Below are 26,488 nucleotides of genomic sequence, written 5' to 3'. Positions count from 1 at the left end.
GGGAGAGCTGAAAGGTTCTTGTGGGCACAAGCCTGGTCATATCTGAATCCGTCCGGATTCGACCCGTGTACCCGCGCCCGACGAACCCTGCAGAGATTGGGAGGAACGATGTTCACTGTATTGGGATTGTCTAGATTCCAGTTCGCCATGACGACGATATTCCACTTCTTCTATGTCCCTATGACCATCGGTCTGGCCCTGGCGGTCGCCATCATGGAGACCACCTATGTGGTGACCAAGAAGGATGTCTACAAGAAGATGACCATGTTCTGGTCCAAGATCTTCCTGCTTTCCTTTGCGGTCGGCGTGGTCACGGGCATCATCCAGGAGTTCCAGTTCGGCATGAACTGGTCCAACTACTCCAGGTTCATGGGTGACATCTTCGGCGCCCCCCTGGCCATCGAGGCCCTGCTGGCCTTCTTCCTGGAGTCCACTTTCATCGGCGTGTGGATGTTCACCTGGAATAGGTTCAAGCCGGCCGTGCATGTGATCTTCATCTGGCTGACCTTCCTGGGTTCCTCCATGTCGGCAATCTGGATTCTGGCTGCCAACAGCTTCATGCAGCACCCGGTTGGTTTCGAGATCAACCAGGCCACTGGTCATGTGCGGTTGCGCAGCTTCGGTGATGTCATGTCCAATCCCCAGCTGTGGATCGAGTTCCCCCATGTCTTCTTCGCCGCCGTCTGCACAGGGGCTTTCGTGGTCATGGGCTGCAGCGCCTTCAGCCTGCTGAGAATGCACATGGGGAACAAGGATCAGGCCGTGGCTGCTGTCGAGGCCGACTCCGAGAAGCAGGCCAAGGTCAACCTGTTCACCAAGTCCATTCGTCTGGCCGCCCTGCTCGGTCTTATCGGTTCCATCTGCGTGATCACCTACGGTGATTTGCAGGGCAAGTACATCGTGACTGATCAGCCTATGAAGCTGGCCGCCACCGAGGGCATCTACGAGGACACCGGCGATCCCGCCCCTTGGAACGCCGTGGCTCTGATCAATGAGAAGGATCATAAGCTTGAGGGCTCCGTCGAGATTCCCGGAGCCATGTCACAGCTGGCTTACGGCAAGAAGACAGGCGCCGTCAAGGGCATGAACACCGTCAACAAGGAGTTGCACGAGAAGTACGATGCCAAGTATGGCAAGGACATGAACTACTACGTGCCGGTCACCACCCTATTCTGGGTCTTCCGTCTGATGGTCGGAATCGGGTTTGCCTTTGCCCTGATATCAGCATTGGTGCTCTGGTTCACACGTAAGAAGAAGAACACCCTGTTCACCACACGCTGGAAGCTCTGGATCATGGGTATCTTCACTTTTGCCCCCTTCGCTGCGACGACCAGTGGCTGGCTGGTGACTGAGCTTGGACGCTATCCATGGCTGGTTTATGGTTATCAGACCATTGCCGATGGCGTTTCGCCCACCAGCACGGTGCCGAACCTGCTCTTCACCTGCATTGTCTACTTCCTGCTCTTCCTGGTTCTGGGCGGAGTCATGATCTTCTACACCAGGAGGACCCTGCACCAGGGACCCTTCTACAAGCCGGACGACGGCAATGGACCCCAGCCTGCCAAGGTCCACGGCGCACCAGCTCGGGTGGCCCTGGCCTAATGGTCGGCTGACCTTAAACACTCCCTTCCCCTTCGGCAAATCCCCCGCTTCGGATCGTATGGTCCGGAACGGGGGATTTGCTGTCATAGGGTGTTTGTCATCAGCGGCTGCCAGCTGTGGTGAGATTCAGAAAAGAGAGCAATGCCAAGCATGAAGTGGTAGATATGACGGATGTTCGGCTCGCGGCTGATAGGAGGCTGGTCTCACTCGCTCTAGCTATGCTGCGCCGGTTCCGTCGCGCCGATTCGGTCAGACCTGGGCAGTCAGCTTGCTTACAATCCGCTGCAGTAAGCTGCGTATGCCCTCAGGCATGGGGGAATCCTCCAGGCTGTCTGAAGCCCGCCGCAGATAGTCTTTGGCGGTTTGACGGCTGCTTTCCATCAACTGGGGATGTGCTCTAAGGTAGTCGACTACCTGTTCGGGATCGTCCTGCTGGACCAGGGCTCTGAAGTTCTCATCCTTCTGGAACCCCAGCAGAACCGGCAGAGTGTAGATTCCGTCACGGATATCCTCCAGCTTGGGCTTGCCGGTGTCACGATCCAGATCAAAATCGTTGATGTCGTCAATGATCTGGAAGGCCATGCCTAGATTGCCGCCGAAGTCTCTGGCGGTCTGCTCCAATGCCGGGTCAATTGGCTGGCCGTCAAGGCGGATCCCGGTCAGGCAGGCCAGTCGGAAGAGGGCTGCGGTCTTGCCGGAGATGGCTCTGTCGTAATCGTCAATGGTTATGTGGGTGTGGTGGCGGTCGGACTCCTGGTAGAGCTCTCCACCTACGATCTCGCAGACCGTGCCGGCCTGCTCGCGGATAAAGCCTGTGTCAGGGGCGATGGAGGCCATGATCTCCATGTAGCGGGAGAGGATCAGATCACCTAGATAGATGGCGGCCTTGTTGCCCCGGATGGTGTGGACCGTGGGCTTGTTGCGGCGGATGGGGGCGTTGTCCAGAACGTCGTCGTGGACCAAGGTAGCCAGATGAAGCATCTCGATGGCGGCGGCGCCGGTGATGACGGTATCGTCCAAGCGTCCTTCGATCTGTGCTCCGGCCCGCGCAAAGAGAACCACCATGGCGGCGCGAATCATCTTGCCGTGGTTATCCAGCAGTCGACGGTAATCCTCCTGATAGGGCGCTACATGAGTACGTTCCTGGTGCAGGCGGTCGACAACCCGCTCAAGATCCTTGCGCAACAGGAGCTCTTGTCCTTCTGCCATGGAGGTACGCTCCCTCTATCTCGTTAAGAACCGCAACGTATCCAATATACCAAGACCGGGGCCAGGCCTGAAGATTGTCGGCCCGGTCCTTGCCGTCATCGTAATCACTGTGGTCAAGCTAACATCAGGGTGCCGGCCTGCGGTGGTGACGTTGCGGCCTGAATCCGATTCGTAAGAGGACTGCATACATCGGCCTAGAGGCGAAGTCGGGTGAAGTAGGCTGGATGTATGAGTCAGCATTACCACGCGGATCAGGTCTCCCCACAAGGCGGCGGGGGAGAGCATGATCGACCGCTGTCCGTTTCGGCCCGGCTGGGGCGACTTCAGTTCCATTACTCAGGCAAGTTCAGACTCCTGCAGCTGGCTGACGTCCAGGAGGGTCCCAAGGTCTCTGCGGACACAATCAGGCTGATAGCTGCGGCTTGCGATGCGGCAAAGCCCGATCTGGTGGTCTTCTCGGGCAATCAGGTAGCCGGTTACGACACGGCCTACGAGCGCACCTTCCGCAAGAGGCGCTGGAGCACTCCCCTGGACGGCATCTATTCTGCTGGTCTGAGCATGGGCGGCGCCTTGGGGCTTGGGGGAGCCTCTCTGAAACGCTCTGCCAAGTCCCAGGATGGTCAGGCTGCTGCGGACCGCCGGGAACCAGACCGCAGGGATGCCGAGCGTGTACGCCAGCAGAACATCAAGCACACTGAGGATCTGGTTCGCAGAACCGTTGGCCTGATCACCGGCCCGCTGGTTGAACGCGGGATTCCCTTCGTCGTCACCTATGGCAACCACGACTTCCAGTGTGGGCTGGACACCGACCAGATGGACGCCATCTATCGGGAGTTGCCCGGTTGCCTGAACCCGGAGGCCACAGTCGCCCATCCTGATCGGGTCCATGCGCTGATCGGGTCGGCCCTGCCCTCCCAAACAGCCTTCGTCTGCGCTCCGGGCACCTTCGCGCTGCCTGTAGCGGATTGCGACGGTCACGGGGTGGTCATGGGACTGGTCCTGCTGGATTCTGGTGACTATGCCCGGGCAGGCGGCTATGGCTCACCGTCGGCGCAGGCCCTGGACTTTCTGGCGGCCGCTCCCGATCTTCTGGGCAACCGATCCATCGTCTTCCAGCACATGCCCATTCCCCAGTTCTACGATCTGCTCAAGCCGGTGCCGGCCACCACAGCCTATGCGGTCCAGGGCTACAGAAGTTTCGACTCCCGTTGCTACATCCTGGACGAATCACGCACCTGCCCCGGCTCCTACCTGGGCGAGGGGGTCTCCTGCCCGGATGAGGACAGCGGCGAGTATGACCTGCTGACCCGGGACCGGGGCTATTTCGCCCTCTTCGCCGGGCATGACCATCGCAATGGCTTTGTCGGCCGTAGCGGAGATCTGACGCTGGGGGCCACGCCCACATGCGGATTCGGCTCATACGGTCCGGTGCCCAGCAAGCGGGCGGCACGGCTCTTTGAGTTCGACATCCGCCACCCCCATCATCCTCGCACGCAGCTCCTGGAGTTCGGGCAATTGGTAGGTCGACCAGGATCCCATAAGGTCTACACCTTCGCCATGAGCCATATGCCCACCTCTACCGGGGACGCGGTCAACCTCTTGCGTCGGCCCGGATTCTTGGCGGGCGGCCTGACGGCTCTTGCCGGGTTGATCGCCTCCTGGGGATCAACCAGACGGCGATCAGGGCCAAGGGGCTAAATTCCCGCTCAGACCCTACGACGGGCGGGAGATGAGGCTCGCAGCAGGGCTTCGGTCAGATATTTGCCGGCGGCCATGACCAGGGGGGCGTAGCGTCTTCCCGGCGTGGTGGACATGCGGTTGACTGGCCCGGAGATGGATATGGCGGCCATGACCTGCCCGGATCCGTTGCGGATGGGGGCCGAGATGGAGCAGACGCCTTCTTCCCGCTCGTTGATGGATTCGGCCCAGCCGCGCTTGCGGACCGTGGCCAGGGTCGCTGCGTTGAACTTGGCGTGTCGCAGACCCTGATGGAGGCGCTCAGGTTCCTCCCAGGCCAACAGAATCTGTGCTGCCGACCCGGCCTCCATGGACAGCAGGGCGCCTACAGGGATGGAGTCGCGCAGGCCGGAGGCGCGTTCCACTGCGGCGATGCAGACACGGACTTCGCCTTGGCGGCGGAAAATCTGGGCTGACTCACCCGAACGGTTGAGCAGTGTATGCAGGATGGGTCCCGAGGCGGTCAGCAGTCGATCCTCGCCAGCGGCAGCGGCCAGCTCGGCGAAGCGGGAGCCCAGGACGAAGCGGCCGTGTGCATCCCGCAGCACGAAGCGGTGGCGCTCCAAGGCGATGGCCAGTCGGTGGGCTGTGGGTCGAGCCAACCCGGTGGCGTTGACCAGCTGGCCCAGGGTCATGGGCCCGGTCTCTAGGGTATCCAGAATTCGCACCGTCTTGTCCAGAACGCCGACACCCGAATGAATCTCCTCCTGATGCATGTTCGGATCATTTGCGGAAGGATATCTGTCGTCGTCGTTCATAGAAGGTGTGTCCATGGTTGAATTATGCCATCTCAGTATATGAAATGCAAAAGTTCATAACAGTTGGGCAGTTCCATACTCGGTGGTAGGAGGCCGGCGGGGTGCCGATGAGATTGGTGCCCCGGCCGGTCGTAGGTTTTCAGGAGGCGATATGGGACGCACAATGGCGGAAAAGGTCTGGGCCGATCATTTGGTCAGAAAGGGCCAGGGAGGCGAGCCCGATCTGATCTACATCGATCTGCAGCTTATGCACGAGGTGACCAGTCCACAGGCCTTCGAGGGGCTGCGCCTGGCAGGCCGGAAGATCCGTCACCTGGACCAGGTCATCGCCACCGAGGATCACAACACCCCCACCATCGACATCGATCGGCCCATCGCCGACAAGGTTTCGGCCCTGCAGATCTCCACCCTGGAGCGCAACTGCCGGGAGTTCGGGGTTCGTCTGCATCCCTTGGGGGATGCGGACCAGGGCATTGTCCACGCTTTTGCGCCCGTCCTGGGACTGACGCAGCCCGGCATGACCATCGTCTGCGGCGATTCGCATACCTCGACCCACGGGGCCTTCGGGGCCCTGGCTTTCGGCATCGGCACCTCCGAGGTGGAGCATGTTCTGGCCACCCAGACCCTGAGCCTGAAGCCTTTCAAGACCATGGCCATCACCGTCCGCGGGCAGCTCAAGCCGGGCGTGGGCGCCAAGGACGTCATCCTGGCCGTCATTGCCAAGATCGGCACTGGCGGCGGCCAAGGGCACGTTCTGGAGTACCGGGGCGAGGCCATTCGGCGCATGTCCATGGACGCGCGCATGACCATCTGCAACATGTCCATCGAGGCCGGGGCGAGGGCCGGGATGATCGCGCCGGACGAGACCACCTTCGCTTACTTGGAGGGCCGGCCGCACGCCCCCAAGGGGGCCATGTGGGATCAGGCCCTGGACTACTGGCGTACCCTGCCCACCGATCCGGACGCAGTCTTCGACAAGGAGGTCATCCTGGATGCCGACCAGCTGACCCCCTACGTGACCTGGGGCACCAATCCCGGACAGGGTCTGCCCATTGCCGCTGATGTTCCTGTGCCCGAAAAGATCGCCGACCCGGCCAAGCGCCAGGCAGCCCAGGAGGCCATCGACTACATGGGTCTGAAGCCGGGGATGCCCATCCGGGACATCGCCGTGGACACCGTGTTCATTGGTTCTTGCACCAACGGGCGCATCGAGGATCTGCGCGCGGCGGCAGCCATCATGAAGGGACACCACAAGGCCAAGAACCTGCATCGCGTCTTGGTGGTTCCGGCCTCTTCGCGAGTTCGCATTCAGGCCGAAAAGGAGGGGCTGGATCGCATCTTCGAGGACTTTGGAGCCGAATGGCGCAACGCTGGCTGCTCCATGTGCCTGGGCATGAACCCCGACCAGCTGGTGCCGGGGGAGCGCTCCATCTCCACATCCAACCGCAACTTCCAGGGTCGTCAGGGCAAGGGCGGCAGGACGCATCTGGCTTCGCCCGAGGTGGCCGCTGCGACGGCCATCCGGGGAACCATCTGCTCCCCGGCCGATCTGTAAGCCCATCAATCATTCGTCATCGTCATCGCCATCCAGCAGGCAGGAGGTCATCATGGAGCCACTTTCCGTTGTCACCGGGGTCGGGGTGCCCTTGCGCCGCTCCAACGTCGACACCGATCAGATCATCCCCGCCGTATTCCTGAAGCGGGTGCAGAAGACCGGCTTCGAGGACGCGCTCTTCTACGCCTGGCGAAGGGATCCGAATTTCGTGCTCAACCGGCCCGAATATTCAGGTGCCCGAGTTCTGGTGGCCGGGCCGGACTTCGGCATCGGCTCCTCGCGCGAGCATGCGGTCTGGGCTCTGCGGGACTACGGCTTCCGCGTGGTCATCGCCCCCCGCTTCGCCGATATCTTCTATGGGAACACCGCCAAGAACGGTGTTCTGGCCGCCATCATGCCCCAGGAATCAGTGGAGTTGCTCTGGAAGCTCCTGGAGGAGGACCCCGGCACTGAGATGACCGTGGATCTGGGCGCTCGCACGGTCACCTGCGCGGATGTGACTCTGCCCTTCCAGGTAGACGACTACGTGCGGTGGCGGCTCATGAACGGTTACGACGACATTGATCTGACCCTGCAGCACGAGGATGACATCCGTGCCTATGAGCGTATGCGGGCCGAGCGATTCCCCTTCAAGCCGCGTACTCTGCCGGCCCAGCATATGCCCGAAGAGCCGGTCACTTCAGCCAGGGAGGGTCAAATCGACTGGCCTGGACCCCTGGCTGACCGCGGCATCATTTGACCGACGGGCCGTGAGCCCTCATATGAAAGCCATTTGCTCCCTCTTCGCTTACCATGGAATGAGACAGCCATTGATCGCCTGTGACTAGTTGGCGAGTGAAGAGGAGCGGTTATCATGAGGCACAGCAGCGGCGATGTGCACGACTGGGGCGTTAGACGGGCAGTGAATACCCTAAGTGCTTTTGCCTTCATTTACGTGGCCATCGAGACCCTGGCAGGTCTTGTGGGGGGCAAGGTGGTTCTGCCTGCTCTCTTTCCGCACGCTTCCAAGGCACAGATCAACGGTCCTCTGGGGGACTGGACAGTGGCCACCTCCGTAGTGCTGGCCCTGCTGTTTGCCTTGATCAGCCAGTGGCCGGTCATCGTAGGCCGTGAACGACATGGCCAGGATCAGGTGCGGTGGGTCACTGCGCGCCGATTCAGCCTGTTGGCCTTGATCATCGCCCTGGCCTGCTTCTTCCTCAGTCAGCTCGTAGCCGGGGCGGCCAACTCCGGACTGAGCGCCGTTCTGTCCAGTACCGGGCTGCATCCGCCGTCCGCACCAGGTGATGGCGACATGGAAACGCCGATCATGCTCTTCTATGGCATTCTTTTGGGGCCCTTTGCCGAGGAGCTGGTCTTTCGCGGGGTCATCATGAACGGTCTGCGCCGCTTTGGCCGAGTCTTCGCCATTATTACTTCTTCCCTGCTTTTCGGCTTCATGCATGGTTCCTTGGTTCAGGGTCTGTTCGGTTTCATTTCCGGCCTGGTTCTGGGCTATCTGGCCATGGAGTATGGGCTGGTCTGGTCCCTGCTGGTGCACATGCTCAACAATGCTTTCTCTTCAGGCCTGCTGGCCAAGTACATGCCTCTGGCACCCGAGGTGGTTCGCATCGGCTTGGGCTTTCTCATGATCCTGGTACTGCTGATTGGTGTTATCGGGCTGCTGTTCAAGATCAGGACTCTCCGTGATTACTGCCGCAGCAATCGCGCTCCCAAGGGAATCTACGCTTCCTGGCGGGCGCCCTGGTTCCTGCTCTTCTGCCTGGCATGTCTGCTGATGGCCCTGAGCGAATTCGTACCAGGGCTGGCCTGACCAGACAGTCGGTGGTGCCGGGCCATTGTCGGGATTCTGTCGAAGAAGGGCGGGGTCGGGCTAGACTCGGACATGTAGTGTTGTGATATGAACGTGGGGAAAGGTTCGTGTCGCTGGACGCCCTTGACGGTCGTACGGTAGTGCATGAAGGGGAAGGATCATCGACGGATGAGGGATGATGAGGATCGCGACAGCGGCAGCGAGTCCGCCGATGCCCATAGCGATCAGGGGCGCTGGAAGGTGTCGCGCTCCTCTCTCGCCCTCATGACTGCAAGCCACAGTGCCAGCAAGGACTACGCCCGTCATTGGGATTATGAGGAAGGATCCATCGACCTGCCGCCCTTGAGCCTGCCGGGGGAGGCCGTGGATGATGGCTTGGCCTACCCGGGAAGGATAGCCCATAGAAAGACCGCGGTTCTGGGTGATGAAGGAGCTGGCGGCAAGGGTGCCAGGCCAGTCGGCGAACGACCTTCAGTGCTTCCAGGATCTTATGATTTTTTGGACTCGGTCACCATGGCCAGTCAACCGGGAGTTCCCGCATTTCCTCCTGAGGATCTGCCAGCTGACGGGCACGGCGGAAAGGAACCTGACAAGGAGTCGTCTCCGCGGCGTGTGGTGGTTCATCGAGAGCCGGAGGTTGCCAAAGCCGCGGAGACCTCGGGGCAGCCGGGGCAGCCTGCGGCCAAGGTCGTCTGGTCCTGGACCAAGCCCGAGACGAACAAGGGCCCGGTCTTCTCTTGGAATATGCACAAGCGCCGTAAGCCTTCCGCTGCCAAAACGCCATCCGTTCCCGCTTCTTCTGCAGTCGAACCAGCTGTGCCCAAGTCGGCTACCCCGGCCGGGGTGTCCACGGCCGGGACCCCCCCGGCCTCTGTTCATGCGTCAGCGGCCCCTGTGGTATTCGCCGACCGGCCAGTCGTAGTCCGTCGCTCGGATGCCGACTGGGATTCCCTGGTCACTGGTTCATCGGCTTCTGTGGAGAACGGTGCTGCTGTACAAGCCGCGTCCAGCGAAGCCGATCATCAGGGGCGTCGGGTCTGTTCGACTCCACGGGTAGTTGCCCAGCCTGCTGCAGTCGCCGGTGACGGTACCGGCGGTCGGGTCGTTTCGTCAAAGACTATTGACGGACAGGAGTCGGCTGTCGCACAGAGGGATCATGTCGGCCAGCCTATGCAGACTGGCCAGGCAGAAATTGCCGTTCAGCCTGCCCCATCCGAATCTTCAGAGGCTGTGAAGGCAGCTCCAGCGACGCAGTCGGTCGTCCAGTTCGCGTCTTCGTCGACATCTGTATCCGCTCCAGGCGCTTCTGTGGCTCTCGCCGCCAAGGCTGCCGAGGCTGCAGCAGCTGCTGTGGCCGCCAAGGCCAAGTCCTCAGAGACCGAGGAAGCTGCGACGAACGCAACCAAGCCGACCCGTTCTTCGCATGGTCTTCATTTCGGCCTTTCTGTCAGAGGCCGTGAAAGGAAGAGAGGAGTCCGTCGGTCGTCCAAGCGGCGGGCTGCTCGCAACCGTACCCGTCCTTCAGCCGAGTTGGCAGCCCCGCGGGTCGTTTCCAATGCTTCGGCAGGACCGGTCACAGGAACAAGCCGACCGGAGTCGGTCAACTCGCAGCCGATCGCTGTTCCAAGTGAACTTAATGCGGTCACGCCAGCTGCTGAAGTTGCGGCCCAGCCCCAGCTTCAGGCTCAGGCACGACCGCAGGCGGCCAAGCCCACCACCGGCAAGTCCAACACCTACACAGCCAGTTCCGGGGTCCTCCACGCCGTCAACGGACAGGCTGCCTTCGCCTTCGTCTATCTGGCCATATCGGTTCTGGTGCTCATGGTCGGTTCGGGGATGATCCTGCCAGTCATCATGGAGCAGGTCAAGGACCCCAGATCCATCGCCTTCCTATCCGATGGGATTACTCTCCTGTCAGTCCTGCTGGCGCTGACCTATGCCTGCATTTCAGAGTGGAGCGTCATTCGAGGTGTGGGTCAGCGAGGACAGGACGCCGTCCGCTGGCGAACAGATAGAAGAATGACTCTGGCGGCTCTGCTGGCCCTGGTCGCGGTGCTCCTGCTGGGCCAGGGGATGGTTCATGAACTGAATAAGTTCTTCAATCACTTCGGTCTGCTCCTGCATATTCCCTCCCTGGCCTCGCACAGCCTGCTGGTCACCGGCGCTTCCTCGCCGATGATGGCCCTGTATGCCCTCCTGGCGGTTCCCCTGGCTGAGGAGCTGGTTTTCCGTGGCGTCATCCTCAACGGGCTGCGTCGGTATGGCCGGGTTTTTGCCATCCTGACCTCATCCCTGCTCTGCGCCCTGCTGCAGAGTGACCCGGTCTCTGGGCTTTGGATCTTCCTGCTGGGGCTGGCGCTGGGATACTGCTCCCTGGAATATGGTCTGATCTGGGCCGTCGGAGCCCGTGTGCTCGGTGATCTGCTCTTCAGCGGCCTGCCCAATCGATATCTGATGAGCGCTCCGAGAACTGCTCGTCTGTCGATTTTGGCAGTGGCGCTGGTCTTGGTTCTGGCTGGGTTGCTCATGTTCTTCCTGCACCGCGCCAGCCTCTTGGACTACCGGCGGCGCTATCGAGCCCCTAAGGGCACATACGTTTCCTGGAGGCAGCCTTGGTTCTTGCTCTATTTGCTGCTCTGCCTGCTGCTGACAGTCTTCAAATTCGTGCCTGGTCTGCTCTAGAGCATGACGCATTGATGCCACCGGTGGTGGCGTAAACTTGGACCATCTGGAGGTCAATGCCGGATGGCCAAACCTGCAGAGGATCATGAAAGGGCATGGTGACATGGGGCAGACAGCGACGACAGCCGACGCGTCAGGGACTGGGCAGACTCAAAAGCCCAGACGAGGCATGGCGGATCGCGCATGGATGAGTAAGGCCAGAGGTATGCTCAACCGCCAGGCCGCCCTGCTGCTGGTCTACCTGCTCATCATTAACAGTGTCGGCCTTCTGTTCGGTGTTCTGGCTCAGATGGAGTGGAATGCCGTGTTTGATCCAGTGCCTGCCCACTCGGGATTTATCTATGTGATGAGCCATGCCGACAAGGAGTATGGGGGCATCATCAATCTGATCGCCGCCTGCACCGGCCTCTGCTTCCTGGTTTTCACACGACGTCGGCAGATCTGCGATTCCGGTCCCTTGGGCATCTTCCACACGGATCTGCACCCCATGACCTGGCAGGTGCTGCTGGGATGCTTTGCGCTGACGCTGACCGGGCAGACCCTGGCCGACTGGTATCAGTCAGGCATGGACTGGACCACGGTGCGGCTGGGAGTGCAGCAGTCCTGGACCACGACTGAGCAGATCCAGCAGGCCTCGGGTACCATTCCCATGTTCATCTACGTCAGCCTGCTGGCCCCCGTCATCGAGGAGCTGGTCTTCAGAGGTGCCATCCTGCATGCGCTGAAGCCCTACGGCCACGTCTTCGCCATCGTCACCTCCGCGGTCATGTTCGGTTTCTTCCATGGCGACCTTGGCCAGGGGTTCTTCGCTTTCATCATGGGTCTGCTCCTGGGCTATCTGGCCTGCGAATACTCCATCTTCTGGTCCATAGCCCTGCACGTGTTCAACAACCTGGTTGTCAGCGACGGGCTGGAACTCCTTCTCGGGTTTATGAGCGACAACATGGCCTCCTACGTCAACGTGCTCATGATGCTGGCAGGATTGCTGGCGGCCGTCCTGGTCCTCTACTTGGGCCGTCATCGGATTGTCGCTTTTCTGTGTGAAAACCGCACCTATACGAACGTCTACGGTGCCTGGGCCTGCCCATTTTTCATCATGCTGCTGCTGATCATGGGCTTCACGATGCTGACCCCCTTCGTTTCAGCTGGCGCCTGACCAGTATCTGACTGGGTGGACGCTCTATGCCCGAGGCGACAATTCACGGTGTCCCCACACCCCTTGTGGCAGACTTGCAGATAGGGCCGATGATGTGCCAAAGCCCGGCTCTGAGCAGATATGAGAAGGAAGCCGATATATGCCCAAGGTGAATACACAGAATGATGTGCTGCATGTGGTGGGCGGCAGACCCCTGCACGGTACCATCCAGGTCCGCGGGGCCAAGAACTTCGTCAGCAAGGCCATGGTGGCGGCCCTTCTGGCTCCTGGTGTTTCAGTGCTGAAGAACGTTCCCGAGATCCGCGATGTCCATGTGGTCTCGGACCTGCTGAGGCTGCACGGGGTCAAGGTGGATGTTCGTCCCCAGGAGGGTGTGGTCACCATCGATGCCAGTCATGTGGAGCTGGCCGACGTGGCTGATGTAGACACCCTGTCGGGCTCTTCCCGTATTCCCATCCTCTTCTCCGGACCGCTTCTGCACCGGATGGGGGAGGCGTTCATCCCCGTTCTGGGTGGATGCCGCATCGGCAGCCGGCCCATCGATTTCCATCTGGAGACCCTGCGCAAGCTGGGGGCTAATGTCGACAAGGAGCATGAGGCCGGCATACACATCACAGCGCCCGATGGTCTGCATGGGGCCAAGATTCACCTGCCCTACCCCTCGGTGGGCGCCACGGAGCAGACCCTGCTGGCAGCCGTCATGGCCGAGGGACGCACTGAGCTGTCAGGGGCGGCTACCGAGCCCGAAATCATGGACCTGGTGGCGGTCCTGCAGAAGATGGGCGCGCAGATCTCCGTGGACGTGGACCGGACCATCCGCATCGAGGGTGTGCCCTCCCTCAAGGGATTCACCCATACCTCCCTGCCCGACCGGATCGAAGCCGCCTCCTGGGCCTCCGCCGCCCTGGCCACCCATGGCGACATCATGGTCAAGGGCGCCCACCAGCCCGACATGATGACCTACCTGAACGTCTTCCGCAAGATCGGCGGCCAGTTCGACGTGCGCGACGACGGCATCCGCTTCTGGCATCCGGGCGGCGACCTGCGGCCCGTGGCCATTGAGACCGATGTGCACCCCGGGTTCATGACCGACTGGCAGCAGCCCCTGGTGGTCGCTCTGACCCAGGCCAAGGGTCTTTCCATCGTTCACGAGACCGTCTACGAGAACCGCTTCGGCTTTACCGAGCCGCTGATTCAGATGGGCGCCACCATCCAGCTCTACAAGGAGTGCCTGGGATCCCTGCCCTGCCGCTTCCAGCAGCGCAACTTCAACCACTCGGCGGTCATCTTCGGTCCCACCCCCTTGACTGGCCAGGACATCGACGTGCCCGACCTGCGTGGCGGCTTCAGCCACCTGATCGCCGCACTGACGGCATCCGGCCCCTCCACCGTCCACGGCATCTCCCTGATCGACCGCGGCTACGAGGACTTCCGCGACAAGCTGCTGGCCCTGGACGCGCAGATCGACTGATCCGGCAGGCATAGATGGCTTCCAAAGGCAAACCCTCTCCACGGTCTGCGGTGCCCGCTCTGTCCGACCAGCAGGTGGCGTTGCTGGCGCAGCGGCACAGGTTGATGGATCCAACCCGCTACTATCCCACCGGACACCGCATACCGGCCCTGGACGAGATAGACGGCCAGCACCCTGTGGGGACCACCCGTCTGTTGCGCGGGGTCTCCCAGGTGGTGCGTGACTCCTGCCGGGTCTATGCCTGGGGGTTGGAGCGGGTGCCGGAGACCGGGCCCTTTATCACCGCAGCCACCCATGTGACCCAGTTCGACGTGTTCATTCCCATGATGTCCCTCTTCCACCTGGGTCGTCGTCCCCGCTATATGGCCAAGGCCGAGATGGCCCATTGGCCCCTGATCGGCAGCTGGTTCCGCATGGTGGGCATGCAGCCGGTGGAGCGCAAGTCCGGCAAGGCCAGGTCGATTGAGGAGGAGTCGATCAGCATCATCACCTCGGGCAGGCCCCTGACCATTTGGCCTGAGGGAACGGTGACCCGTGATCCTCTGAAGTGGCCCATGTCGCTCAAGCCTGGTGTCGGATTCATCGCCCTGGAGGCCTCGCGGCAGTTGGGTCGCATGGTTCCCCTGTATCCCAGCATCACCTGGGGGGCGGCTTCGATCAACCACAAGTGGCCCTGGCCTCGGAAGAACGTGGTCATGTGCTATGACCGGCTCTTTGACTATGCCGACCTTCTGGAAGACATGGATCAGTGGGGCGCGGAACCCCCCAAGCAGTCCGTGCATGCCCTCTGTGTCCGCCTGCGCAACCGAATGGAGGAGGTCATGGCCGAGATTCGCGGCGAAGAGCCCCCAGCGGCTGGGTACTTCGACTACGTGACCATGACCCGTCGGCCTAGAAGCGAGCAATAAGGCCGGAACCCACATCCAATTCCCCTGTCCGGCGGTCGTGTCATAGGATGGTAGAGACAAGAATGAGGCTGCTGGTCGGCGTTCCCGTGCGCACGGCATTATGCAAAGGAGAATGATGACGAAGATCGCGGTATTGGGAGCAGGCGCATGGGGAACCGCTTTTGCCCAGGTATTGGCTGACGCAGGCAATCAGGTGGTCATGTGGGACATCGACCCGGATGTCGTGGACGAAATCAACAGTAAGCATTCGAATGCCCGCCGCCTGCCGACCGTGGAGAAGCTGCCTGATGCCATCAGCGCTGAGAGTGACCGGGCCAAGGCTGTCTCGGGGGCAGCAATCGTGATCGTGGCCATAGCCGCGCAGCACGCCTGTGAGGCCTTGACGGAATTCAAAGGGTTGCTGGGTCATGATGCCATTGTGGTCTCCCTGATGAAGGGGATTGAACGGGGCACTGACCGGCGGATGGATCAGGTGGTCTGTCAGACGCTGGACCTGGACCCGGTCAGGTTTGCGGCCGTCTCCGGCCCCAACCTGAGCAAGGAGGTGGCCGCACGTGAGCCCAGCGCTACCGTGGTCGCCAGCGCTGATGCCGATGCTGCCATGAGCGTGGCCCGTGCATGTACGACCGACTATTTCAAGGCCTTCGTCTCTGACGATGTGATCGGCCTGGAGATGTGCGGGTCGCAGAAGAACGTCACTGCACTGGCCGTGGGGATGTCACGGGGGGCTGGGTTCGGGGAGAACACGGCCGCCATGATTCAGGCCAGGGGTCTGGCTGAACTCACGGCCCTGGGGGAGGCCTGCGGGGCCAAGTCCAAGACCTTCGCCGGTCTTGCCGGAGTCGGCGACCTGGTGGCCACCTGTGGTTCGTCCTTGAGCAGGAACTACACCTTTGGCTTTAATCTGGGTCAGGGCAAAAGCATTGAAGAGGCTACCCGCGTCAGCAAGGGTGTCGCCGAGGGCGTGCCCACCACCGATGCTGTCGTCGCCCTGGGCAGGCGTTACCAGGTGGCGACACCGCTGGCTACGGCCATGAGCCATGTGCTGAGTCAGGGTCTGAGCTGCCGGGGCATGATCGACGAGCTCTTCGGCGGGCAGATCACCACAGAGTGAGTCTGGTGGCCGTCAGAACATTCTGAAGGCTATCGAGGGTGCGAAGGCTTTGAAGCCGGTGCTCTCAACCTTCTGCTCGATGATAAACGGTTTTCCAAATCAATCGCGTGTCTGACTTATCTGGTCCTTGCTTCTGCCCCGTTACGTCCGTTCGTGCCAAGCTTGTGGATGAGCGACCCTGACCAGGCCTTGCTGCCCGCCAAGGGGATATTCTGCTGTCTTGAGTGGTGTATCTGCCCGAGCAGATGCGTGAGGTTCGAATGCATGTCCAGGATGAGGAAAGCCGAGGGATGATGGTCAGGAAACGTGTTGTGGTGCTCTATGGCGGGCGTGCTGACGAACATTCCATATCCTGCGTGTCAGCGGCCGGCGTGCTCAATGCCATTGATACCGACCGATACGAGCCTATTCCTATCGGCATCACCAAGGACGGTCGATGGACCATCGGCGGCCAGGATCCCAGGCAGTGGGGTCTGGGCGATGCCAGTCTGCCAACCGTACAGATAACCGAAGGCAGCCGTCCGGTCATCCTCGACATGGCTCGCGGCAGGGATGGGTTTCTGATTGGTGACCATGCCGATCTGGTTTCTGGAGCAGAGCCTTCCAGGACCGTCGGTTCCCTGGAGCCTTTAGGGTGTGTTGACGCGGTCTTTCCGGTGCTGCACGGCCCATACGGTGAGGACGGCACCCTGCAGGGCCTGCTTGAAATGATGGGCCTGCCCTACGTCGGATGCGGGGTCTTCTCCTCTGCTGCATGCATGGACAAGCACTACACCAAGATTCTGCTCAGCCAGGCCGGCATACCTGTGGCTCCTGGCATCACTGTTGACTCCCGTGAACAGCGATCCGGAGCCGACCTGCTGGCCGCTGTGGAGAAGGCAGAGCTGCATTACCCGCTCTTCGTCAAGCCCTCCCGCGCAGGATCCAGCTTTGGTGTGGTCAAGGTAGAAGAGCCCAAAGGCAAAGCCCTGGCTGCTGCGGTCGCCGAGGCTGCAAGGCATGACTGGCGGGTCCTGATAGAGGAGGGCATTGAAGGGCGGGAGATCGAGTGCGCCGTGCTCGCCTCAAGCAAGGACAGAAAGCCCCGTACAGCCTGGCCTGGCGAGGTGGTGCTGGACAAGGCTGATCGGGACGAGGCCTTCTACGACTTCGACAGCAAGTATGTGGACTCCTCCGCCTCTCACGTGGAGGTCCCCGCAGACCTGCCAGAGGAGACTCTTCAGAAGGTTCGCGACCTGGCTGCCAAGGCCTTCAGAACCGTGGATGGCGCCGGTCTGAGCCGTGTCGACTGCTTTGTGACGCCTGAGGGCAGAGTCATTGTCAACGAGATCAACACCATGCCTGGTTTCACGCCTATCTCCATGTATGCCAAGGCCTGGGAGGCCACTGGGATCACCTACACCGATCTGATTACCGATCTGATTGAGGGTGTATCTGCCTGACGCGGAGTCGCCTGCGGAGTTTGAGGCGTCTCGTGAGAGGAAAGATGCCGTTTTGCATTTCTTCCGCAGGATGAGAGGATCATCTGGTTAATACTCAACGTCTTTTGTTTGGAGCTCGGCCTCCTGGACCAGGTAGTCCTGGCCGGCCAAAGCGCGGGTGGCGGCATCCTGCATATCGGCGGCGATGACACCCTGCTTGGCGAACATGACCACCTGGCCCTTGATGCCGTAAGGGGTGAAGCCCTGGAGCTGAACGATGGGTGGGTTGGCTGGCATGGCCATGCCCTTGGTTGCCTGGGCCACCACCTGTGCAATGGAACGGGAGGACTTGGCTATATTGGCATCCCCCCGCAGGGTGAAGGGAACCGTGGTGGCGGCCTCGCCGGCCTCGGTGATCTTCTCAAGCGCCGTGGTGTTGAGGATGGAGTTGGGGATCAGCAGCTGGTTGCCGGTCCTGTCGATGACGATGGTGTGGCGCCAGGTCACGTCGCGGACTGTTCCGGTGGTGCCTTGGATGGTGATGATGTCACCGGGCTGGACCACCTTGCTGACCATGAGCCCGAAGCCGCCGACGATGTTGGCGATTGTATCCTTCAATCCGAAAGAGAGCGCCAGGCCGCTGACGCCTAGGGCGGCGACCACCGTGGATGGGTTGATTCCGAAGACGGGTTGCAGGATTGTGGCAGCGGCGAAGATCCAGATCAGGGCGCGGACGATGTTGACGAAGATGGAGGCACTGGGCAGGTTGGTTCGTTCCAGGGCACGTCGCATGGCCGCCGCTACGATCTTGGAGATCAATGCGGCGCAGACAGCCACGACGATCAGAAAGATGATCTTTCCGAAATTCTGGCGGAACCAGTAGATGACGGCATCGCTGAAGCTGGAAATGGCCTGTTCGGATCTTCCCATGGGATCCTTGTCCGGATTGACGCTTGTGCTGGCAAAGTTGACGGTCTGGTTCATGAGGCTCTGTCCTCTGACTCGCAGCCAGCATTGTTCGTTAGAGGCTTGTCCATCCACATATGCGGGCATCCCTCGTCCTGGTCGTGAATGCCCATGTCCCTATAGCCTAAAGACTTATAGAAGCCTGCTACCCGTTCCTGGGCATGAAGTGTGAGCTGGTCGGCCCCGTGGCTCCGAGCGGTTTCCTCAGCCTTGGCTACCAAATTGGCGCCTAGATGCTGACCGCGGTAGGATTTCAGCACCGCCAACCGGCCAAGGGTCCATGTCTGGCCCTGGTCGGGGAAGACTCGGCATACTCCGACGGGTTCATCCCCTTCATAGGCCACGATATGGAGGCTGGCATCGTCGGTTCGGTCGAATTCGTTGTGAAAGCCCTGCTCCTCTACGAATACGGCCTTACGGATGGCCTTGGCATCCTCGGGAATGGCCTCGCTCACCTCATACCGCATGCTTCCTCCTCGCCATGGTCCTCCGCTGTCTCCAATCTACCAAGCTTGACCCTCGGCATGAACGGATGTCCGCAACCGGACGACGAACGGTCCCTGCGACTGTCGGCTGTCTGACCCAGACGATTACATGGATGAGGACTCTGCAAGCAGTGTGAGCTTGCAGCAATGACACTGAAGTGACGCGGGAACGATGGGATGGCCATGGACGAGGACTCGAAACTGACAGGTGCGACTGCCGGAGTCGCTAAAGGGAATCGGCGCTCGCAGCGGGAGCGGATGCTATCTGGCGAGCTCTATGATGCCTCGGATCCTGAATTGAGCCAGCTGCGGGTCAAGGCCCACGAACTTTGCCGTCTTTTCAACGCATCTTCTGAGCAGGAGCGGGACCTGCGCAGCCGGCTTCTGGATGATCTGGTGCCCGAACACGGTCAGGATGTCGACTGTATGGGGCCCATCTACTTCGACTACGGATGCTTCACCAAGCTGGGCTCCCGCATTTTCGCCAATTTCAACTTCACGGTTCTGGATACCTGCCCTGTGCTGATCGGCGATGATGTGATGATCGGCCCCAATGTCACACTGGCCACCCCCCTGCATCCCCTGCGGTGGCAGGAGCGGAATCTGAGGCGCCATGAGGATGGCTCCCTCTACGACTACGAGTTGGGCGCTCCAATAACCATCGGATCCAACTGCTGGCTGGCATCAAACGTGACTGTGGCCGGGGGAGTGACCATCGGCGATGGTGCGGTTATCGGGGCCGGATCCGTGGTCACCCATGACATCGCACCTGACTCCCTGGCCGTGGGTGTGCCCTGCCGGGTAATTCGTACCATCACCGAGGCTGATCGGATGGAACTGCCAGAGGAGGGCTGAAGGCCTCCTGGTTTGGCGCAGCATCCATGCTGGCCAGCTGCTGGGCTATGGTCTGTGGGTCTCCGCCCGGGCAAGCAGCCTGAATGCGCCCGTCCTGGAGGAAGATGACCCGGTGGGCGCGGGCGGCGACGTTGGGGTCGTGGGTCACCATGAGAATGGTCTGGCCGCTGCGGACGGCCAGGTCGAACAGGTCCATGACCTCCCGCGAGCTATGGGTGTCTAGGGCACCGGTGGGCTCGTCGGCCATGATGATCTCCGGGCTGGCGGCCAGGGATCTGGCGATGGCCACGCGCTGCTGCTGGCCTCCGCTCATGTCAGCTGGATAGGTGTTGGCATATCCCTCTAAGCCGACGTTCGACAGGGCAGACAGGGCCGCTTGGGTGGAGATTTTCCTGCCGCCGAAGAGACTGGACAGCATGGTGTTCTGTAGACAGGTGAAGGCGTTGACCAGGTTGTAGTCCTGGAAAACGAAGCCGATGTGGTCGCGCCGGAGCTTGGTCAGCTCTTTCTCTTTCATCCGGGTCAGGTCCTCCCCGGCGATGGCCACTCTGCCCTGTCTGACCTGGAGCAGTCCCGCGGCGCAATAGAGGAGGGTTGATTTGCCGGCGCCCGAAGGACCCATGATGGCCGTCCAGGTTCCCGCCTGGCATTCCAGACTGATCTCGTCCAGCACCCGGGCGCCCTGCTTCTGCCGCGTTCCGTAGTCGTAGCAGATCTTGTCCAGAATGAGCGGTTGCGCGTATGGATCCTTGATCGCCCGATGCTGCATCGTTGCCTTCCTTTCAGTCATCATCTGCCTGGTTCCTACCTCTATAAGACCATGGACAGGGCTCCTGTCAGGGTGTTTTCAGGGTCGAATCGGGGACGATTCAGGGTTGTGGTCTGCAGGATTCGCATTCCCTCCTGAAGGGTATGTATCGTGAACATAGAGGGGACGTATTGCTTGCCGGAGGGGGGCTGATGGGGATTCAGCGACCACTTGTTTCCTTGGAATTGCAAGGATGCAACCGTCGGTTGACAGCAAATATTGGTGTCTTTGTCGGGTGCAACCCAAAGCTGGTGGCGGTCGGAGCCCTGCACGTTTCATCATGGTCTCGTTGCTGGTTGAATCGGCAATCTGCCGATCTGGAGAAAGAACATTATGAGTTTCAGAACCAATGTGCAATATCTGCGTTCGCAGCGCAACATGACTCAGGAGCAGCTGGCCATGCTGGTGGGGGTATCCCGTCAGGCGGTGTCCAAGTGGGAGTCGGACAAGGCCTATCCTGAGATGGACAAGCTCCTGGCCATCTGTGACCTCTTCGGCTGCACTCTTGATGACCTGGTTCTAGGCGATGTTCGGCATCCGGGTTCCGGGCAGCGTGCGTCCAAGCCTGACCATCAGGATGCCGCGCAGACGACTTCGACAACGCACACGACTATACCTGTTCAGTCTGCTGCGGAAGACGTGACCGGCTACGCCTCCTTCAGCAATGCCTACAGCCTGCGGATGGCTTTCGGCATCGCCCTTATCATGCTGGGACTGGCTTTCGGTGGTCTCTTCGCCGCAGTCAGCCAGCCGACCGACGCACAGAATGGTCTGGCCTTCCTTGCTCTGATGATCGGCATCGTCCTGGGCCTGGCCTGTCTGATACCGGCGGTTTCCGCTAGAAGGGATTTTCGCCGCCGGCATCCCTATGTAGCGGATTTCTACACCGATGAGGAGCGCTCGCGAGTTTACCGGCAGGCAACCTGGGAGCTGGTCTGCGGTCTGGCTGTCGTGCTCTTGGATGTGGGGATCAACTCTGCCGGATACCTGATCTGGGGCTGGTCCGATCAGGTCAGAGGGTTTGTCTTCTTCCTCCTTCTGGCTCTAGGGATCTTCCTGCTAGTCCATGCGGGAACGAGCCATAGAATGATGAACCTCCGGGCCTACAACAGGCAGATTGATTCCGTTGATGACGGTCGCTGGGACACCTATCGGTATGAGCACCGGATAAGCAATGCCATCAGCGGAACCATCATGGGTCTTTGCACGCTGGTGGCCCTGACCATGCTCTTCTCCGGCAATTACGACAACCTCTTCGGGTGGCGCATCCCATTCTGGGCCATTTGGATTATCGGCGGGGTATTTTGCGGAGTGCTTCAGTCCCTGATTGGCATCTTCCGCAAGCCTCCTCGTGCCTGAGACAGCTGATTTGCCTTCTTTGATGGGATGTAGTAGTCTAACAAAGTTGTGTGTTCATCCGCAGCCTTGCGTTGCGGGCAAGAACACCTGGGACGACTTGGAAAACAACGTAAAGGAAGTCAACATGGCAGCTCGTTGCGCGGTGTGCGGCAAGGGCCCGCAGACCGGTTACAGTGTTTCTCATTCGCATATCCGGAACAAGCGCATCTTCCGCCCCAACCTGCAGTCGGTGCACACCACCGTTGATGGCCAGAACGTGCGTCTGCGCGTCTGCGTCAAGTGCCTCAAGGCAGGCAAGGTGCAGCGCATCGCCGCCTGAGTGCGGTTTGTCGGTCGTATTGGGACCCCCGGGGGCAAAGCTCCGGGGGTTCTTGTCATCCTGAGGGATGATGGTCGGCGCATGCGGGAGGTGATCGGGTATGTCGGCAGTGGCTCGTGTTGGTCTGCACAGCACCGTGGCCTCGCTGGTGGCCAACAGGCGTAGGGTGAGTGCTCTCAAGGCTCTGGGCGTGGTCACAGTCGGGGATGCGCTGACCTACTATCCTTTCCGCATCACTGATCCTATGCAGGTCACCACTATTGCCGGCATTCGCCTTGGCGAGCCCTGCGCCTTCGCCGCCCGGGTGGATCAGGTGCGTCTGGTGCCACTGAGTGGCCACCGGGGTTTTCGGCTGGACGTGATGGTGGACGATGCAGCCTTCGTCAGTAGCCAAGGCGGCACTCCGCTGGCGGTCAGACTGGTCTTCTTCTCCCATAAAAAGCCCTATATGGACTGGATGGTCCGTCGGCTGCAGGTAGGGGCGGATCTGGTCGTGGCCGGCGAGCCCGGTGTCTACATGGACCAGCTCCAGTTCACCCATCCGGAGACCCTGGTTGTTGCCGATGCCGATCGGGAAGTTTTGGCAGAGGCTTCCCGACCCGATGCAGCCAGCCTTGACGAGGCCTTGGAACGCGTCCGTCGACCGCGGCCGGTGTATCATGCCAGCTCCCGCATTTCCTCGGACCATATTCACGACGTCATTCTGGGGTTTCTGCGTCTGCTGGCACAGGCTGGTGATTCACCTGAATCCTTGCCTGTAGCGGGTGCCCTCGAAGAGGGGCAGCCCAATGCCGAGGTCCGCATTAATCCGGAAGCCCTGGGCCGAGCCATACCTGATGTGCTGCCCGAGCAGGTCCGTGTCGACCAGAAGCTGATGCATCGTGCCCGCGCCCTCTTGGGCATGCATGCGCCCGACAGCCCTGACGACTTCGCTGCGGCGCGCAAAACCCTGCGCTACGAGGAGGCTTTCGTCTCGCAGACGGCGCTTCTGCAGACCCGTCGCCAGACCCAGCAGCAGCCTACTTATCCATGCGCGGATTCGGGCGCCGACCATCCAGACACCCTGCCTGCCCGTTTCATCGACTCCCTGCCGTTCCAGCTAACCGATGGCCAGCGTCAGGTCATCAATGATATCGGTGTCGACATGGCCAAGGATCAGCCCATGCAGCGGCTTCTGCAGGGCGAGGTCGGCTCTGGCAAGACCGTGGTGGCCCTGGCGGCCATGCTCCAGGCGGTCCAGGCCGGTCATCAGGCTGTCTTGGTGGCTCCCACCCAGGTGTTGGCCGAGCAGCACTATGCCTCCATCGGCGGCATGCTTAAGACCATGGGCACTGATGTGACCGCCACTGCCGTAGAAGGCCGCCATAAGCCTGTGGACAACGTCACCATGATTCGTATGACGGATCAGCTGGTTCTTCCTCTGGTGCTGTTGACCGGCGGTATGAGACTGGCCCAGCGCCGTTCTGCCCTGGCTGTCTCGGCTTCGGGCCGTCCCTGCATTGTCATCGCCACCCATGCGGCCTTCTCCAAGACCTTCCAAGCCCCCAATCTGGCTCTTACCGTCATCGACGAGCAGCATCGTTTCGGGGTTGAGCAACGTGAGGAGCTGCGTCGCAAATCCGAACGCGTTCCCCACCTGTTGATCATGACCGCCACGCCCATCCCGCGTACAGCCGCCATGACCTGGTTCGGCGACCTTGACATCTCTACCCTGACCGAGCTGCCCAGCAACCGCAAACCGGTCCGTACCCACGTCATCGCCGAGTCCGACGGAGCGACCATGGGTGCCATGTTCCTGCATCTGCGCCGACGGATCGAGGCTGGGGAGCGGGCCTATGTCATCTGCGCCCGCATCGACGAGGAGGACGACCTCTCGGCCGCCTCTGACCGACCTGGTCAATCTGGCGGATCCGATGCTCAGCCTGAGCTTCTTGTTGAGGAGGGCCAAGGTGATGGCCAGCGCCCGCCTCTGCACTCGGTGGTCGAAATGAGCCAGCGCCTGGCCGCCCTGCCGCAGTTCCAAGGCATTGCCATGGCCACGTTGACCGGACGAGATGACGATGCCACCAAGAATGCCGTCATGGCGGACTTCGCCTCGGGTCGCACGCCCCTGCTGGTAGCCACCACTGTGGTGGAGGTGGGGGTGGATGTGCCACAAGCCTCCTGCATTGTCATCTTCGATGCCGATCGGTTCGGACTCTCCCAGCTTCATCAGCTGCGCGGCAGGGTGGGGCGCGGCGGCACCGATTCATGGGCCTTCCTGATCTCGCGCGCTCCTGCGGATTCCCCGGCTGCCGAGCGGCTCGAGGTCATTCGCGACACTACTGACGGGGCCAAAATCGCCGAGGAGGACATTCGCATCAGGGGTGCCGGCGACGTGCTGGGCGATGCCCAGTCCGGCGGTCATTCCTCCCTGAAGCTTCTGCGGGTGGTCACCGATGCGCCCATGATCGTCCGTGCAAGGACCCAGGCAGGCCAACTCCTGGAGTCCGACCCCACCCTGGCCGGACAGCCCGAGCTGGCTGGCGCCGTTCTGGATTTCATGAGGGGCAACGAAGGTTTCCTGGTCTCCAGCTGAAAGGACAACAGACCATATGCACATCATCGCCGGCCGCTTCAAGGGATTCCCCATTCCCACAGCCCTCAAGGGCACCCGGCCCACCACCGATCGCACCAAGGAGGCCATCTTTTCCCACTTGGAGTCCGAAGGCCTGCTGTCCGGTGCTCGGGTCCTGGACCTGTTCGCCGGCACCGGGGCTTTGGGATTCGAGGCCCTTTCCCGCGGTGCCCAGAGCCTGGTGGCTGTGGAGTCTTCTGGTCGTGTCGCTGGGCTGCTGTCACGTTCGGCCGCAGGGCTGCGTCACCATCCGGCTTGGGACCCAGCCATGGATATTCGTGTCAGCAGAAATCGTGCCGAGCGCTTTGTTCGTCCCCTCTCTTCTGGCCATGAGGATGCCGGTCTGTCCGAGGCCTGTTTCGACCTGGTCTTTATGGACCCGCCTTATGACCTGTCGACTGAGGATTGCCAAAGTATTATGACCGGTCTGACTGGCCGAGGAATGGTGGACGATAGGGGCATGATCGTTCTGGAACGATCGACACGCACCCCGCCGCCCACAGCTCCTGAAGGATGGGCGATTGATCAGGCTCGCAGCTATGGGGAGACAGCAGTCTACTATCTGACGGCCCGCTGATAAGCCCTGCAAATTTGACGGCTAATCAATTTGAAGGCTGGTCCACAGGTCTCGGATGGGTTTCCCTTGTATCCCAGCCCAGGTCCTCCAAGAGACGGCGGTCATGCTTATCCAGGGTAGGGCAGTCCAATCGGGCGATCAGGTCGGGACGGATCCGACTGGTTCGCTTGATGGCTTCATCGCGTCGAAACCGGTCCACCTTCCCGTGGTCACCGCTGGTCAGTATCGCGGGCACGGTCATGCCACGCCAGGTGGTGGGGCGTGTGTACTGGCGATATTCCAGCAGCGGCTCATCACCTGTGTAAGATTCCTGCACGATGGATTCGGGATTGCCCATGAATCCGGGCAGAAGACGGGTGATCGCCTCCAGCATCACCGAAACGGCCACCTCGCCCCCATTGAGCACATAGTCGCCGATGGAGTACTCCCGGACGTCGACCCCCTGATTCCGGTAGTAGTCGGGGATGCGTGCGTCATAGCCTTCGTAACGGCCGCAGCCGAATATCAGCCTCTTCGCCCGTGACAGCGCGGTCGCATCGGCCTGGGTGAACAGGGGTGCGGATGGGTTGGGGAAGATCAGGACTGGACCGGCCGCACCAGCCTTGTAGCTGTCTGCCGGTGAATCGGCCTCGGCTGCTGTGCCATCGCTTTTCTCGCCGGACCTCTTCATCGCTTCTTTTTGTCCATTAACATCAGCGGTGTTGGCTGTCTGGCCCGAAGGCGGTTGTTGCTGAGTCGGTCCATCTGGCATGCCCAGCAGATCGTCCAGGCACTGACCCCAAACTTCGGGTTTCATGACCATACCTGCTCCGCCGCCAACCGGCGTATCGTCCACGGAATGGTGCACGTCATGGGTCCAGTCGCGCAGATTGTGGGCGCGGATGGTTACCAGGCCTTTTTCCTGGGCCTTGCCAAGCAGGCTGAGTCCAGTCACGTCAAAATACTCGGGGAAGACGGAGACGATATCGATTTGCATGTCATCAACTCTACCCAAGCCTGTTTAGGTCCGAAGTGGACACGGATTGGTGCCTTTGCGGGTGCTACACTAGCTGGGTCTTCAAAAGTCGTGGAGGTGA

At 60.9% G+C, this 26,488-nt stretch carries 21 protein-coding genes and 1 pseudogene; 16 read left to right on the top strand and 6 right to left on the bottom strand.

What is annotated here, in order from left to right:
* Positions 1–108 precede the first annotated feature (108 nt).
* Positions 109–1,602 carry a cytochrome ubiquinol oxidase subunit I gene (locus H3T92_RS06575; RefSeq protein WP_198189634.1) on the top strand — a complete coding sequence of 498 codons (1,494 nt, stop codon included), beginning with the start codon at positions 109–111 and terminating at the stop codon, positions 1,600–1,602.
* A gap of 249 nt (positions 1,603–1,851) precedes the next feature.
* On the opposite strand, the gene H3T92_RS06570 is transcribed toward H3T92_RS06575, so the two are convergent.
* On the bottom strand, positions 1,852–2,811 hold the full coding sequence (locus H3T92_RS06570) for a polyprenyl synthetase family protein (RefSeq protein WP_198189633.1): 960 nt from the start codon (positions 2,809–2,811) through the stop codon (positions 1,852–1,854).
* A gap of 228 nt (positions 2,812–3,039) precedes the next feature.
* Between H3T92_RS06570 and H3T92_RS06565 the strand changes: the two genes are divergently transcribed.
* Positions 3,040–4,509: a serine/threonine protein phosphatase gene (locus H3T92_RS06565; protein ID WP_198189632.1), complete on the top strand. Its 1,470-nt coding sequence runs from the start codon at positions 3,040–3,042 to the stop codon at positions 4,507–4,509.
* A gap of 8 nt (positions 4,510–4,517) precedes the next feature.
* On the opposite strand, the gene H3T92_RS06560 is transcribed toward H3T92_RS06565, so the two are convergent.
* Complete coding sequence (locus H3T92_RS06560) at positions 4,518–5,264, bottom strand: IclR family transcriptional regulator (RefSeq protein ID WP_172636696.1); 747 nt, start codon at positions 5,262–5,264, stop codon at positions 4,518–4,520.
* A 193-nt stretch (positions 5,265–5,457) separates the two neighbouring features.
* On the opposite strand from H3T92_RS06560, the gene leuC reads away from it, so the two are divergent.
* From leuC to H3T92_RS06515, 9 genes are all read left to right on the top strand, one after another.
* The gene (gene leuC / locus H3T92_RS06555) at positions 5,458–6,861 is read left to right on the top strand and encodes a 3-isopropylmalate dehydratase large subunit (RefSeq protein ID WP_101431909.1); all 1,404 of its coding nucleotides are present in this window, start codon (positions 5,458–5,460) and stop codon (positions 6,859–6,861) included.
* A 52-nt stretch (positions 6,862–6,913) separates the two neighbouring features.
* Positions 6,914–7,600: a 3-isopropylmalate dehydratase small subunit gene (gene leuD, locus H3T92_RS06550; protein WP_024627605.1), complete on the top strand. Its 687-nt coding sequence runs from the start codon at positions 6,914–6,916 to the stop codon at positions 7,598–7,600.
* Positions 7,601–7,714: 114 nt separating this feature from the next.
* Complete coding sequence (locus H3T92_RS06545; RefSeq protein WP_198189631.1) at positions 7,715–8,674, top strand: CPBP family intramembrane glutamic endopeptidase; 960 nt, start codon at positions 7,715–7,717, stop codon at positions 8,672–8,674.
* 168 nt (positions 8,675–8,842) lie between these two features.
* Positions 8,843–11,356 (top strand): CPBP family glutamic-type intramembrane protease, encoded by a 2,514-nt coding sequence (locus H3T92_RS06540; protein ID WP_186279355.1) that lies wholly within the window; start codon positions 8,843–8,845, stop codon positions 11,354–11,356.
* Between the two features lie 187 nt (positions 11,357–11,543).
* Complete coding sequence (locus H3T92_RS06535) at positions 11,544–12,512, top strand: CPBP family intramembrane glutamic endopeptidase (RefSeq protein WP_186279356.1); 969 nt, start codon at positions 11,544–11,546, stop codon at positions 12,510–12,512.
* A gap of 139 nt (positions 12,513–12,651) precedes the next feature.
* Complete coding sequence (gene murA, locus H3T92_RS06530; RefSeq protein WP_144085306.1) at positions 12,652–13,983, top strand: UDP-N-acetylglucosamine 1-carboxyvinyltransferase; 1,332 nt, start codon at positions 12,652–12,654, stop codon at positions 13,981–13,983.
* 14 nt (positions 13,984–13,997) lie between these two features.
* The gene (locus H3T92_RS06525; protein WP_144085307.1) at positions 13,998–14,891 is read left to right on the top strand and encodes a lysophospholipid acyltransferase family protein; all 894 of its coding nucleotides are present in this window, start codon (positions 13,998–14,000) and stop codon (positions 14,889–14,891) included.
* Between the two features lie 112 nt (positions 14,892–15,003).
* Positions 15,004–16,005: an NAD(P)H-dependent glycerol-3-phosphate dehydrogenase gene (locus H3T92_RS06520; RefSeq protein WP_186279357.1), complete on the top strand. Its 1,002-nt coding sequence runs from the start codon at positions 15,004–15,006 to the stop codon at positions 16,003–16,005.
* Positions 16,006–16,298: 293 nt separating this feature from the next.
* Positions 16,299–17,447: a D-alanine--D-alanine ligase family protein gene (locus tag H3T92_RS06515; protein ID WP_186279395.1), complete on the top strand. Its 1,149-nt coding sequence runs from the start codon at positions 16,299–16,301 to the stop codon at positions 17,445–17,447.
* Between the two features lie 87 nt (positions 17,448–17,534).
* On the opposite strand, the gene H3T92_RS06510 is transcribed toward H3T92_RS06515, so the two are convergent.
* Together H3T92_RS06510 and H3T92_RS06505 are read right to left on the bottom strand one after the other, a co-directional pair.
* On the bottom strand, positions 17,535–18,410 hold the full coding sequence (locus H3T92_RS06510) for a mechanosensitive ion channel family protein (RefSeq protein ID WP_232341916.1): 876 nt from the start codon (positions 18,408–18,410) through the stop codon (positions 17,535–17,537).
* Complete coding sequence (locus H3T92_RS06505) at positions 18,407–18,859, bottom strand: GNAT family N-acetyltransferase (protein WP_198189630.1); 453 nt, start codon at positions 18,857–18,859, stop codon at positions 18,407–18,409. The genes H3T92_RS06510 and H3T92_RS06505 overlap by 4 nt, the downstream gene beginning before the upstream one ends.
* A 201-nt stretch (positions 18,860–19,060) precedes the next feature.
* Here H3T92_RS06505 and H3T92_RS06500 point away from each other — a divergent pair, with 201 nt between their 5' ends.
* The gene (locus H3T92_RS06500; RefSeq protein WP_198189629.1) at positions 19,061–19,732 is read left to right on the top strand and encodes a sugar O-acetyltransferase; all 672 of its coding nucleotides are present in this window, start codon (positions 19,061–19,063) and stop codon (positions 19,730–19,732) included.
* On the opposite strand, the gene H3T92_RS06495 is transcribed toward H3T92_RS06500, so the two are convergent.
* Positions 19,692–20,501 carry an ABC transporter ATP-binding protein gene (locus H3T92_RS06495; protein WP_198189628.1) on the bottom strand — a complete coding sequence of 270 codons (810 nt, stop codon included), beginning with the start codon at positions 20,499–20,501 and terminating at the stop codon, positions 19,692–19,694. The two genes, H3T92_RS06500 and H3T92_RS06495, sit on opposite strands and share 41 nt — an antisense overlap.
* 372 nt (positions 20,502–20,873) lie before the next feature.
* Between H3T92_RS06495 and H3T92_RS06490 the strand changes: the two genes are divergently transcribed.
* The 4 genes and pseudogenes from H3T92_RS06490 to rsmD all read left to right on the top strand — a co-directional run.
* On the top strand, positions 20,874–21,899 hold the full coding sequence (locus H3T92_RS06490; protein WP_144085312.1) for a helix-turn-helix transcriptional regulator: 1,026 nt from the start codon (positions 20,874–20,876) through the stop codon (positions 21,897–21,899).
* A gap of 124 nt (positions 21,900–22,023) precedes the next feature.
* Complete coding sequence (gene rpmB, locus H3T92_RS06485; RefSeq protein WP_015021347.1) at positions 22,024–22,218, top strand: 50S ribosomal protein L28; 195 nt, start codon at positions 22,024–22,026, stop codon at positions 22,216–22,218.
* A gap of 100 nt (positions 22,219–22,318) precedes the next feature.
* Entirely contained in the window at positions 22,319–24,796 is a 2,478-nt protein-coding gene (locus H3T92_RS06480; RefSeq protein ID WP_144085313.1) for an ATP-dependent DNA helicase RecG, read from the top strand.
* Positions 24,797–24,806: 10 nt separating this feature from the next.
* A pseudogene (rsmD, locus tag H3T92_RS06475) lies at positions 24,807–25,412 on the top strand (16S rRNA (guanine(966)-N(2))-methyltransferase RsmD); the annotation flags it as partial.
* Between the two features lie 25 nt (positions 25,413–25,437).
* Here rsmD and trmD read toward each other — a convergent pair.
* A complete protein-coding gene (trmD, locus tag H3T92_RS06470; RefSeq protein WP_144085315.1) occupies positions 25,438–26,388 on the bottom strand; it encodes a tRNA (guanosine(37)-N1)-methyltransferase TrmD in 951 nt (316 codons plus the stop codon).
* Positions 26,389–26,488: the final 100 nt, after the last annotated feature.

It is taken from the genome of Bifidobacterium sp. W8112 (genome assembly GCF_016101425.1).
GTDB lineage: Bacteria > Actinomycetota > Actinomycetes > Actinomycetales > Bifidobacteriaceae > Bombiscardovia > Bombiscardovia apousia.
The sequence above is the reverse complement of the archived record's forward strand: the minus strand, read 5'-3'. Positions and strand labels throughout refer to the sequence as shown.

Bases quoted from the DNA above. Each gene is read 5' to 3' on its own strand.
- H3T92_RS06495 (WP_198189628.1), bottom strand. From the start codon at position 20,501: ATGCAGCATCGGGCGATCAAGGATCCATACGCGCAACCGCTCATTCTG.
- H3T92_RS06575 (WP_198189634.1), top strand. From the start codon at position 109: ATGTTCACTGTATTGGGATTGTCTAGATTCCAGTTCGCCATGACGACG.
- H3T92_RS06480 (WP_144085313.1), top strand. From the start codon at position 22,319: ATGTCGGCAGTGGCTCGTGTTGGTCTGCACAGCACCGTGGCCTCGCTG.
- H3T92_RS06560 (WP_172636696.1), bottom strand. From the start codon at position 5,264: ATGCATCAGGAGGAGATTCATTCGGGTGTCGGCGTTCTGGACAAGACG.
- H3T92_RS06510 (WP_232341916.1), bottom strand. From the start codon at position 18,410: ATGAACCAGACCGTCAACTTTGCCAGCACAAGCGTCAATCCGGACAAG.
- murA (WP_144085306.1), top strand. From the start codon at position 12,652: ATGCCCAAGGTGAATACACAGAATGATGTGCTGCATGTGGTGGGCGGC.
- H3T92_RS06505 (WP_198189630.1), bottom strand. From the start codon at position 18,859: ATGCGGTATGAGGTGAGCGAGGCCATTCCCGAGGATGCCAAGGCCATC.
- H3T92_RS06500 (WP_198189629.1), top strand. From the start codon at position 19,061: ATGGACGAGGACTCGAAACTGACAGGTGCGACTGCCGGAGTCGCTAAA.
- leuD (WP_024627605.1), top strand. From the start codon at position 6,914: ATGGAGCCACTTTCCGTTGTCACCGGGGTCGGGGTGCCCTTGCGCCGC.
- H3T92_RS06520 (WP_186279357.1), top strand. From the start codon at position 15,004: ATGATGACGAAGATCGCGGTATTGGGAGCAGGCGCATGGGGAACCGCT.
- rpmB (WP_015021347.1), top strand. From the start codon at position 22,024: ATGGCAGCTCGTTGCGCGGTGTGCGGCAAGGGCCCGCAGACCGGTTAC.
- H3T92_RS06535 (WP_186279356.1), top strand. From the start codon at position 11,544: ATGAGTAAGGCCAGAGGTATGCTCAACCGCCAGGCCGCCCTGCTGCTG.
- leuC (WP_101431909.1), top strand. From the start codon at position 5,458: ATGGGACGCACAATGGCGGAAAAGGTCTGGGCCGATCATTTGGTCAGA.
- H3T92_RS06545 (WP_198189631.1), top strand. From the start codon at position 7,715: ATGAGGCACAGCAGCGGCGATGTGCACGACTGGGGCGTTAGACGGGCA.
- H3T92_RS06490 (WP_144085312.1), top strand. From the start codon at position 20,874: ATGAGTTTCAGAACCAATGTGCAATATCTGCGTTCGCAGCGCAACATG.
- trmD (WP_144085315.1), bottom strand. From the start codon at position 26,388: ATGCAAATCGATATCGTCTCCGTCTTCCCCGAGTATTTTGACGTGACT.
- H3T92_RS06515 (WP_186279395.1), top strand. From the start codon at position 16,299: ATGGTCAGGAAACGTGTTGTGGTGCTCTATGGCGGGCGTGCTGACGAA.
- H3T92_RS06540 (WP_186279355.1), top strand. From the start codon at position 8,843: ATGAGGGATGATGAGGATCGCGACAGCGGCAGCGAGTCCGCCGATGCC.
- H3T92_RS06570 (WP_198189633.1), bottom strand. From the start codon at position 2,811: ATGGCAGAAGGACAAGAGCTCCTGTTGCGCAAGGATCTTGAGCGGGTT.
- H3T92_RS06525 (WP_144085307.1), top strand. From the start codon at position 13,998: ATGGCTTCCAAAGGCAAACCCTCTCCACGGTCTGCGGTGCCCGCTCTG.
- H3T92_RS06565 (WP_198189632.1), top strand. From the start codon at position 3,040: ATGAGTCAGCATTACCACGCGGATCAGGTCTCCCCACAAGGCGGCGGG.